We start from the raw sequence: 9,875 nt of genomic DNA, 5'->3' as shown, positions 1-9,875 counted from the left end.
GCGCAGGTCGATCCGGGGGCGGGCCTTTCTGCGGGGGGCTGTCGGCGTCACCGGTCCTGACACCGCGCCCGGCATCGGGCCTGGGGTCACGGAATTCGTGGCCTCCGCACTCATGGGCACCTCCGGCTGCGTCAACCGGCGGACGGGTGCCCCAGAGCGGACATGGCTCAGGAGGCGGCTTCGGTCCCCCGTCCGGGCCGGTGCTTGATGCTACCGAGCCCACCATGCCCGATTGACCGCCTCTCGCCGAGCGTGAAACTGATCACCCATTCGAGGGACGAATGTGAGGTTTGTACCCTCGTAGGTCACGACCTGCACCATGCGAATCTCGCCAACTGGCCGGTTTCCAGCGGTGGTTTCGGGTCGGCCGACCGAAGGTGCGCGGGTGTTTCGAGACGACCGGTTCCGGCTCACGCGGACGTGACGGCATCCAGCCAGTCCGTGTCGATCTCACCCTCGGCCACGATCACGGCCGGGCCGGTCATCTCGATCTCGCCGCCAGGCCGCTCGGTGATCACCAAGGTGCCGCCGGGGACGTCAACGGTGTAGGTCACAGGGGTGCCGGTGGCCGTCGGGTCGGCGCCGTCGCGGCGGGCGGTGGCCACGGCGACCGCGCACGCGCCCGTGCCGCACGAGCGGGTCTCACCGGAGCCGCGCTCGTGCACACGCAGCGCGACGTGCCCGGGGCCGCGGTCGGCCACGAACTCGACGTTCACACCGTCCGGGTAGGCGGCGGCCGGGCTGAAGGGGGGCGGGGAGAGCAGGTCACCCGCGTGCGCCAGGTCGTCCACGAAAGCGACCGCGTGCGGGTTGCCCATGTTGACGTTCCGTGCGGGCCAGCTGCGCTCGCCGACGCTCACCGTGACGTCGCCGTCCGGGAGCACCGCCCGGCCCATGCCGACGGTCACATCGCCGTTCTTGGCGAGGTGCACGGTCTTCACTCCCCCGCGCGTGGCCACCGCGAGGTCTCCCTCGGTGACGTGACCGGCGCACTGGAGGTAGCGCGCGAACACCCGCACGCCGTTGCCGCACATCTCCGCGATCGAGCCGTCGCCGTTGCGGTAGTCCATGAACCACTCCGCCTCGGCCGCCATCTCCTCGGCCTCCGGGTGGGCGGCGGAGCGCACGACGTGCAGCAGCCCGTCACCGCCGATGCCCGCGCGCCGGTCGCACAGGGCGGCGACGGCGGCCGGGGACAGGTCGATGGTGTTCTCGGGGTCCGGGACGATCACGAAGTCGTTCTCGGTGCCGTGACCCTTGAGGAAGGCGATCCGCGTGCTCATGCCTCGATCGTAAGGGCTGCCTACGACAGCGCCCCTGCGCGGCTACGACGGGGCCCCTTCGCGGCTACGTCAGCACCCCTCCGCGCCTGCGACAGCACATCGGCGCCCGTATCGCGCGATCAGCGCAGCCGCGCCACGCGCCACACGGCGAGGACCACCACGAGGGCCACGACCAGGGCGTACGCGAGGGCGACCCGCCAGTCGGGTTTGCGGCCGGAGCCGCGAGCCGGCAGGCCCGGCCAGGTGTAGCCGACGCGACGGGCGGCCATCATGCCCCAGCCGGCCGCACACGAGCAGATCAGCAGGCCCAGCATGGCGATGACGGCCCCGCTGTCGCCGAAGTCGAAGGCGAGCGGGAAGGCGAACATCAGGGAGCCGAGTGCCGCGAGACCCACGATGGGGGCCAGCTGCCAGATGTGGAGCCGGCGCTGCGGACGCAGCTCGACCTCGACCTCGTCGGCGAACATCTCGCCGGGCTCGGGACCGTCGTCCGTCACACCCTGCGACTCGTCGGGCCCGTCGGAGCTGAGGTGGTCCGCCTCCTGCTCGGGTGCGGCGTCGGGCCCCGGCTCATCCCGCTCGGCGGTGATGTGATCGGTGCTCGGTGCGGTGTCGCGAGGGCCGGCCTCCATCGCCACGCGCCCTCCCAACTAGGACTCAACTCGGTCGATCGAAGCTCGATGATGGCACGCCGCCGAAGGACCGGATGACGGCCTGGGCATCCCGATGCCATGACGTGATCAGGCTGTAACCGGTCGTTCGACCAAGGACAGCGCGAGCTGCGGAAGTTCCGTGAGATCGGCTGCCGCCCCACTCAACCAGTGCACCCGTGGGTCGCGCCTGAACCATGAATCCTGGCGGCGCGCGAAGCGCTTGGTGGCACGGACGGTCTCGGTCCGCGCTTCCTCGACGGTGCACTCCCCCGCGAGCGCCGCGAGCACCTGCTGGTAGCCGAGCGCGCGCGAGGCCGTACGCCCTTCACGCAACCCCTGCGCCTGAAGTGCGCTCACCTCGTCCACGAGGCCGGCGTCCCACATCCGGTCGACCCGCCGCGCGATGCGCTCGTCGAGCTCGGGGCGGGCCACGTCGACGCCGATCTGAAGGGTGTCGTACACCGAGTCGTGGCCGGGGAGGTTGGCCGTGAACGGTTTGCCGGTGATCTCGATCACCTCCAGGGCGCGGACGACCCGGCGGCCGTTGCTCGGCAGGATCGCGCGGGCGGCCTCGGGGTCGGCGGCGGCCAGACGGGCGTGCAGCGCGCCGGGGCCGCGCAGCGTGAGTTCCTCTTCCAGGCGGGCGCGGACCTCGGGGTCGGTGCCGGGGAACTCCAGGTTGTCGACGGCTCCGCGCACGTAGAGTCCGGAGCCGCCGACCAGGATCGGCCAGCGGCCCTCGGCGAGCAGGGCGTCGATCCGTTCCCGGGCCAGGCGCTGGTACTCGGCGACGGACGCCGTGACGGTCACGTCCCAGATGTCCAGCAGGTGGTGGGGGACGCCGTCACGCTCCTCGGGCGTCAGCTTGGCGGTACCGATGTCCATCCCTCGGTAGAGCTGCATGGAGTCGGCGTTGACGACCTCGCCGCCGAGACGCTGGGCCAGGAAGACGCCCAGATCGGACTTTCCGGCCGCAGTAGGTCCGACGACGGCGATGACGCGGGGGGCGGGGAGTGCACTGCTCACCGCCCCAGTCTCGCAAACCCCGAACCCTGGTCTCGAACGAGTTACGTGACGCCACGGCCGCAGGGTCGTTGCCCGTTGCGAGGTTCCTGCCGCCGGATCACCGAGGCGGTGGCCCGGGCCGCGCAAACTGACGCACCGGGCAACGCGGGATTTCGCCCGCACGAGTAACGTATGGAGTGGATATGGGCGTTTTTGCACGACTTCTCCGGCGGTCGAAGGCCACGGCGGAGACGCCTGCAGCCGAGGCTCAGACCGATACGGCGAAGGCCGGGACCGAGGATGAGGCGGCCGAGGCCGCGGAGGCCAAGGGCACCGACGGAGCCGGGGAAGCGACGGATCCGGCCGGTGAGACCGCTGCCGAAGTCACCGAGCCCGAAGGCGTCGACATCCCCAAGCAGCAGTCCACCGAGAAGGCGGCCGACAACGAGGCCGGCGAGGGTGCCCGTACGTGACCGCCCCGCGCGAGGGAAGGTGAGCCATGGGTCTCCTGCACAACGTGAAGACGAAGCTGGGCCCGGCGAAGGGCAAGGTCTCGGACCTCGCACAGCGGCACGAGGACAAGATCCACCACGGTCTCGACAAGGCCGCGCAGGCCGTCGACAAGAGGACCAAGGGCAAGTACAGCGACAGGATCCAGTCGGGCACGGGCAGGGCCAAGGGCGCCATGGGCCGCCTCGCGCACCAGGGCGAGAGCGGACCGGGCGGGGGTGGCACGACACCGCCGCCGGGCACCGGTGCCGTGCCGCCGGAGGCGGGCCGCACAACACCGCCGCGGGACCCGGGTGGCACCACGCCGCCGGACGACACGCCACCGCCCGCTTCCTGACGCGGACATCGGCACTCTGAAGGGCACATCGGCGGACGGCCGCGGAGCACTGGCTCCCGGCCGTCCCCGCCGTTTCGCTTGCCTGTCTGTTCGCTTGTCCGTCTGTTCGCTTGCCTATGGGCCTACCGGAATACCGGAAAACCGGCCTGCCGTCCGCTCTACGACCAGCTGGCCACGATGTATCCCACGCCGTAGGGAGCGTCCTCGTAGAGCAGCGATCCGCCGAGGTCCGCGCCCTCGGCCGCGCCCGCCAGGACCTGCCAGGGGGCCCGGCCGGACACCTTCAGCTCGTGGGCCAGCCCGGTGTCCAGCGCGGTGAGTGCGGCCACGTCCGCCGCACCGAGCGCCCGTGCGACCTCCGCGTCGAACGGGGCCGCCCGTTCGTCCAGATAGCCCGGGGCCTTGAGCGTCCGGCACGCGCTGGCGTCACCCATCACCAGCAGGGCAACTCGCTCGTCCCGGTGGGCGATGTCCCTACCGGTCCGCGCGCACAGCCCGGGCGGGTACGACTCCCCCACCCCGAGTCCCTCGACCGGGGCGTCGGACCACCCGGTGCGCTCCAGCAGCCAGGCGGCCACCGTCAGCGCGTAGGGCAGTCGCGGTCGCGGGTCCGCGCCCTCGGCCGCTCCCAGACGTACATCGAGGTCGACGCCGAAGCCCCGGAACGACCCGGCTGCTCCCTCCGGGTACGTCTCGGGCCCGGGGCCGTCCACAGGGCCTACGACCAAGAGCCGGCCGGGCCGGGCGGCGGTGAGCACGCCCAGCGCGCCCGTGCAGGCGTTCCGCGCGGCGTCCAGTTCCGGGGCGGCGCCCTGGGCGACCTCGGGGACCAGCAGGGGCGGGCAGGGGCAGACTGCGGCGGCGACAAGCATGATCGGCAGGGTAACTCTCAGGGGCAGCTGCCACCGCACAGGGCGGCAGCGGTCCGGTTCAGTCGCAGCCGCACCCGCTCGCCACGGCCGGCAGGGGCTCGGGGGCGCCGACCTTCGGCAGTCCCAGCATCACACCGACCGGCTTGGCCTTCTCGGCCGCGTTCCGCTTCTCCCAGGCGTCGCCCGCGCGGGTACGGCGCACGTCCAGCACGGGCCCCTCGGCCAGGAGGTGGTGCGGGGCGGCGTAGGTGATCTCGACCGTGACCACGTCGCCGGGGCGGACCTCCTGGTCCGGCTTGGTGAAGTGGACCAGGCGGTTGTCCGGGGCGCGACCGGACAGGCGGTGGGTGGTGTCGTCCTTGCGGCCCTCGCCCTCGGCGACCATCAGCTCCAGGGTGCGGCCGACCTGCTTCTTGTTCTCCTCCCAGGAGATCTCCTCCTGGAGGGCGACGAGCCGCTCGTAGCGCTCCTGGACGACCTTCTTGGGGATCTGGCCATCCATGTCGGCGGCCGGGGTGCCGGGGCGCTTGGAGTACTGGAAGGTGAAGGCCTGGGCGAAGCGGGCCTCGCGCACCACGTGCAGCGTCTGCTCGAAGTCCTCCTCGGTCTCGCCGGGGAAGCCCACGATGATGTCCGTGCTGATCGCGGCGTGCGGGATGGCGGCGCGGACCTTCTCGATGATCCCCAGGAAGCGCTCCTGGCGGTAGGAGCGGCGCATCGCCTTCAGGACCGGGTCGGAGCCGGACTGGAGCGGCATGTGCAGCTGCGGCATCACGTTCGGCGTCTCGGCCATGGCGGCGATGACGTCGTCGGTGAAGTCGCGCGGGTGCGGGGAGGTGAAGCGGACGCGCTCCAGCCCGTCGATCTTTCCGCAGGCCCGCAGCAGCTTGCTGAAGGCCTCACGGTCGCCGATGTCCGAGCCGTACGCGTTGACGTTCTGCCCGAGCAGCGTGATCTCGGAGACGCCCTCGGCGACCAGGGCCTCGATCTCGGCGAGGATGTCGCCGGGGCGGCGGTCCTTCTCCTTGCCGCGCAGGGCCGGGACGATGCAGAAGGTGCAGGTGTTGTTGCAGCCGACGGAGATGGAGACCCAGGCCGCATAGGCGCTCTCGCGGCGGGTGGGCAACGTCGAGGGGAACGCCTCCAGCGACTCGGCGATCTCGACCTGTGCCTCGTCCTGCACGCGCGCGCGTTCCAGCAGGACGGGCAGCTTGCCGATGTTGTGCGTGCCGAAGACGACGTCCACCCAGGGCGCGCGCTTCACGATGGTGTCGCGGTCCTTCTGCGCCAGACAGCCGCCGACCGCGATCTGCATGCCGGGGCGGCTCGCCTTCTTCGGGGCGAGGTGGCCGAGGTTGCCGTACAGCTTGTTGTCGGCGTTCTCACGCACGGCGCAGGTGTTGAAGACGACGACGTCCGCCCCGTCGGCGCCCTCGGGGGCGCGGACGTAGCCCGCGTCCTCCAGCAGTCCGGACAACCGCTCGGAGTCGTGGACGTTCATCTGGCACCCGTAGGTGCGTACCTCGTATGTGCGCGTGCCGCCCACTGACTGGCTCCGGTCGATGCTGCTCATGGGGACAAGGGTAGGCGGTCGGCGATGGTGGCCCGGCCGCCTGTGGACAACCACCCCGTACCGGCCTCAGGGCTCGATGAGTCCGGCCCTGATCGCGTAGCGGGTCAGCTCCAGGCGGTCGCGCACGCCGAGCTTCTGGAGCAGGTTGGCACGGTGGCGCTCGACCGTTTTGGCGCTGATGAACAGCAGTTCGCCGATCTCCTTCGAGGTGTGCCCCTCGGCGACGAGCTTGAGGATCTCCTCCTCGCGTTCGGTGATGGCCCTCTCCGGCAGGCCGTCGCCCCGGTGCAGCCGCTCCAGGTAGGAGCGGACGAGGGCGCGTTCGGCGCCCGGATAGATGAACGGCTCGTCCCGCACGGCCGCCCGGCAGGCCTCGACCAGGTCGCGGTCCGCGACGGACTTGAGGACGTAGCCGCTGGCTCCGGCTCTGAGCGCTTCGAAGAAGTACTCCTCGTTGTCGTACATCGTCAGGATCAGGATGTGCAGGCCGGGCAGTCGGCGGGAGAGTTCCCGGGCCGCTTGGAGGCCGGTCATCCGCGGCATGGCCACGTCCAGGACGGCCAGGTCGACGGCGGTCTCGCGGGCGCGTGCGACGGCCTCGGCCCCGTCGCCGGCCTCGGCGACGACCGTCAGGTCCGGTTCCCCGTCCAGGATGAGGCGCACGCCCCGGCGTACGAGGGTGTGGTCGTCGGCGAGCAGGACGCGGATCGGTGTGGACATCAGCGGGATCCTTCTGTCGCCGGTATGCGCAGCCGTATCTCGGTGCCGCCGCCCGGAGCCGGTTCCAGGGTCAGGGCGGCACCGATCAGCAGGGCGCGTTCCCGCATGCCCGTGATGCCGGCGCCCTCGGGGGCGTGACCGATGCCCGTGCCGTTGTCCCGTACGAGGAGTTCGACGCCGCCGGGCACCGGCCGGAGGCGGAGTTCGGCGCGGTCGGCTGCGGCGTGCCGGGCGGTGTTGGTCAGCCCCTCCTGGGCGACCCGGTAGACGACGAGTTCCGCTTCCGGGGTCAGGGTGGGGAGATCGCCGGTGACGTGGTGGCGCACGGTCAGCCCGTGGGTGGTGAACTCGCCGCTGAGCGACCGCAGCGCGCTCGCCAGCCCGAGTTCCTCCAGGACGCCGGGGCGCAGCCGGCGGGCGATCCGGCGGATCTCGTCCAGGCCGGCCCGGGTCGCTTCCTGCGCCTGGCCCACCTCCTCGCGAAGGTCCTCGGGCGCCCGGTCGGCGACGCGCTTGAGCTGGAGGAGGACGGCAGTCAGGGTCTGCCCGACCTCGTCGTGGAGCTCCCGTGCGATACGGTGCCGTTCGCTCTCCTGTGCGGACAGCGCCCGGGCTGCGCCCGTGGCCCGCTCGGCCTCCAGCCGGTCGAGCATGGTGTTGTACGTCATGATCAGCCCGGCCGTCTCAGCAGGTCCCGCGACCACCGGCCGGGAGCCCGGACGCAGCAGGTCCGCGGTGGCCATGGCCCGGTCCAGCCGCTGCAGGGGCACCAGGCCGAACCGCAGCACGAGCGCGTTGCCGGCGAGCAGCATCACCAGGCCGGCGAACAGGACGAGGGCCTCGCCGGCGAGGACGGGGGTGGACACGGTGACCGGGCCGAGCAGCAACGCCGTGGCCACGACCAGACCGGCGGCGTTGAGCGAGAAGATCCGCCAGAACAACGACACGCTTCCGGATCCGCTCCTTCCCGTCTTCGCACCAGGCACCGCCCCCTCCACCCTCTCCGGCGGCCGACCGCTGCGTATATCCGTCACGACACCCATGTCGTCACCGTACGGCCGGATGGGAGCATGCGGACTTGACCCGTTCGGTGATCGCCACCGTTCAACAGGCCAACAAAGTACGACAAATAAGACGAACAAGGGGAAGTAACGTGTCAGCTCCGCGCCTGAGGGCGACGCCGCTACCGGGTATCGGGGTCCAGTACGACCTGGAGACCCGGGAACACCGCCATCTGTCGGTAGTGGCGCACCGCGACGGCACGCGCACGGTGAACGTGTACCGGCCCGACGATCCCGATTCCTGCGCCCAGTCCCTGAAGCTGACCAGCTCGGAGGCGGGATCGCTGATCGACGCGCTGAAGCCGTCCCACCACAGCCCGAGCCTGCTGTACACCACGGATCTGGGGCTGGTCGCCGAGCGGATCGAGGTGGCCGCGACCTCGCGCTGGAACGGGCGGGTGCTGGGCGACATGCGGATGCGGACGGAGACGGGCGCCTCGGTGGTGGCCGTGCTGCGCCGGGCCGAGGCCATCCCGTCGCCCACGCCGGACTTCCGGCTGGCCGGCGGCGACACTCTGATCGTCGTCGGGACCCGTGAGGGTGTCGACGCGGCCGCGACCATCCTCGAGCGGGAGTGAGCCGTTGCACTCCGCGGTTCTGCTCATCGAGTTCGGTTCCATCATTCTCGGCCTCGGCCTGCTGGGCCGGTTCGCCGGCCGCTTCCAGCTCTCGCCGATACCCCTGTACCTCCTGGCCGGTCTCGCCTTCGGTGAAGGCGGTCTGCTGCCGCTGGGGGCGAGCGAGGAGTTCGTCGCCACCGGCGCGGAGATCGGCGTCATCCTCCTGCTGCTGATGCTGGGCCTGGAATACACGGCGACCGACCTGGTCTCCAACCTCAAGACCCACTACCCCTCCGGTCTGGTCGACTGCGCCCTGAACGCGCTGCCCGGCGCCGCCGTGGCGCTGCTGCTCGGCTGGGGTCCGGTGGCCGCCGTCGTACTGGCCGGTGTCACGTGGATCTCGTCGTCCGGTGTGATCGCGAAGGTGCTCGGCGATCTGGGCCGGGTCGGCAACCGGGAGACGCCGGTGATCCTCAGCGTGCTGGTGCTGGAGGATCTGGCGATGGCGGTGTACCTGCCCATCGTCACGGCGCTGGTGGCGGGCGTCGGGCTGATGGCCGGGAGCGTGACCCTGGCGATCGCACTGGGCGCGGCCGGGCTCGTGCTGTTCGTGGCCGTGCGCTACGGCAGGCTCATCTCACGGTTCGTCTCCAGCGACGACCCGGAGAAGCTGCTGCTGGTCGTGCTGGGCCTGACGATCCTGGTCGCGGGTGTCGCGCAGCAGCTCCAGGTGTCGGCGGCGGTGGGGGCCTTCCTGGTGGGCATCGCGCTCTCGGGAGAGGTGGCGGAGGGTGCGCACACCCTGCTGAGCCCCCTGCGTGACCTGTTCGCGGCGGTCTTCTTCGTCTTCTTCGGGCTGCACACCGACCCGTCGAGCATCCCGCCCGTCCTGCTGCCCGCCCTCGCGCTGGCCGTCGTCACCGCGCTGACGAAGATCGCAACCGGATACTGGGCGGCCCGGCGAGCCGGGATCTCCGTGAAGGGCCGCTGGCGTGCGGGCGGCGCGCTGGTGGCCCGTGGCGAGTTCTCCATCGTCATCGCCGGCCTTGCGGTCGCGGCGGGTGTCGAACCGTCCCTCGGCCCCCTGGCCACGGCCTACGTCCTGATCCTGGTGGTCCTGGGCCCGCTCACCGCGCGCTACACCGAGCCGGTGGCGACCTGGTGGGCCCGGCGCCGCGAGCCCAGCCGCCCGGAGCCCGCGCCCCGGACGACCGAGGCCGAGGCGCCGGTCGCCGACTGAGGAGGGGTGGGCCGGGCGACCCGGAGCGCGACCCCCTGGTCCTGTCTCCTTATACACATCT

At 71.5% G+C, this 9,875-nt stretch carries 11 protein-coding genes; 4 read left to right on the top strand and 7 right to left on the bottom strand.

Features of this window, described 5'->3' with window-relative positions; translation table 11 throughout:
- Positions 1–410 precede the first annotated feature (410 nt).
- The 3 genes from dapF to miaA form a co-directional block, all read right to left on the bottom strand.
- Entirely contained in the window at positions 411–1,283 is an 873-nt protein-coding gene (dapF, locus tag C1J00_RS30740; protein ID WP_102912259.1) for a diaminopimelate epimerase, read from the bottom strand.
- A gap of 119 nt (positions 1,284–1,402) precedes the next feature.
- The gene (locus C1J00_RS30735; protein ID WP_102912258.1) at positions 1,403–1,915 is read right to left on the bottom strand and encodes a hypothetical protein; all 513 of its coding nucleotides are present in this window, start codon (positions 1,913–1,915) and stop codon (positions 1,403–1,405) included.
- A gap of 108 nt (positions 1,916–2,023) precedes the next feature.
- The gene (gene miaA, locus C1J00_RS30730; RefSeq protein WP_102912257.1) at positions 2,024–2,962 is read right to left on the bottom strand and encodes a tRNA (adenosine(37)-N6)-dimethylallyltransferase MiaA; all 939 of its coding nucleotides are present in this window, start codon (positions 2,960–2,962) and stop codon (positions 2,024–2,026) included.
- 182 nt (positions 2,963–3,144) lie between these two features.
- Between miaA and C1J00_RS30725 the strand changes: the two genes are divergently transcribed.
- Both C1J00_RS30725 and C1J00_RS30720 read left to right on the top strand, forming a co-directional pair.
- Positions 3,145–3,414: a hypothetical protein gene (locus C1J00_RS30725; protein ID WP_102912256.1), complete on the top strand. Its 270-nt coding sequence runs from the start codon at positions 3,145–3,147 to the stop codon at positions 3,412–3,414.
- A 26-nt stretch (positions 3,415–3,440) separates the two neighbouring features.
- Positions 3,441–3,788, top strand: a complete 348-nt coding sequence (locus tag C1J00_RS30720; RefSeq protein ID WP_102912255.1) for an antitoxin — start codon at positions 3,441–3,443, stop codon at positions 3,786–3,788.
- Positions 3,789–3,946: 158 nt separating this feature from the next.
- Here C1J00_RS30720 and C1J00_RS30715 read toward each other — a convergent pair whose 3' ends face one another.
- The 4 genes from C1J00_RS30715 to C1J00_RS30700 all read right to left on the bottom strand — a co-directional run bounded on the left by C1J00_RS30715 (position 3,947) and on the right by C1J00_RS30700 (position 7,900).
- Positions 3,947–4,660: a class III extradiol dioxygenase subunit B-like domain-containing protein gene (locus tag C1J00_RS30715; protein WP_102912260.1), complete on the bottom strand. Its 714-nt coding sequence runs from the start codon at positions 4,658–4,660 to the stop codon at positions 3,947–3,949.
- A 58-nt stretch (positions 4,661–4,718) separates the two neighbouring features.
- Positions 4,719–6,233, bottom strand: coding sequence for a tRNA (N6-isopentenyl adenosine(37)-C2)-methylthiotransferase MiaB (gene miaB, locus C1J00_RS30710; protein ID WP_102912254.1), 1,515 nt, complete (start codon positions 6,231–6,233; stop codon positions 4,719–4,721).
- A gap of 66 nt (positions 6,234–6,299) precedes the next feature.
- The gene (locus C1J00_RS30705) at positions 6,300–6,953 is read right to left on the bottom strand and encodes a response regulator (RefSeq protein WP_102912253.1); all 654 of its coding nucleotides are present in this window, start codon (positions 6,951–6,953) and stop codon (positions 6,300–6,302) included.
- Complete coding sequence (locus C1J00_RS30700; protein ID WP_245936572.1) at positions 6,953–7,900, bottom strand: sensor histidine kinase; 948 nt, start codon at positions 7,898–7,900, stop codon at positions 6,953–6,955. Before C1J00_RS30700 ends, C1J00_RS30705 begins: the two co-directional genes overlap by 1 nt.
- Before the next feature lie 206 nt (positions 7,901–8,106).
- Between C1J00_RS30700 and C1J00_RS30695 the strand changes: the two genes are divergently transcribed.
- The gene (locus tag C1J00_RS30695) at positions 8,107–8,592 is read left to right on the top strand and encodes a cation:proton antiporter regulatory subunit (RefSeq protein WP_102912251.1); all 486 of its coding nucleotides are present in this window, start codon (positions 8,107–8,109) and stop codon (positions 8,590–8,592) included.
- 4 nt (positions 8,593–8,596) lie between these two features.
- Positions 8,597–9,814, top strand: coding sequence for a cation:proton antiporter (locus tag C1J00_RS30690; RefSeq protein ID WP_102912250.1), 1,218 nt, complete (start codon positions 8,597–8,599; stop codon positions 9,812–9,814).
- The last annotated feature ends 61 nt before the right edge of the window (positions 9,815–9,875 follow it).

The organism is Streptomyces cahuitamycinicus, from assembly GCF_002891435.1.
Taxonomy (GTDB): Bacteria; Actinomycetota; Actinomycetes; order Streptomycetales; family Streptomycetaceae; genus Streptomyces; species Streptomyces cahuitamycinicus.
This window is presented reverse-complemented; position numbering and strand designations above follow the sequence as displayed.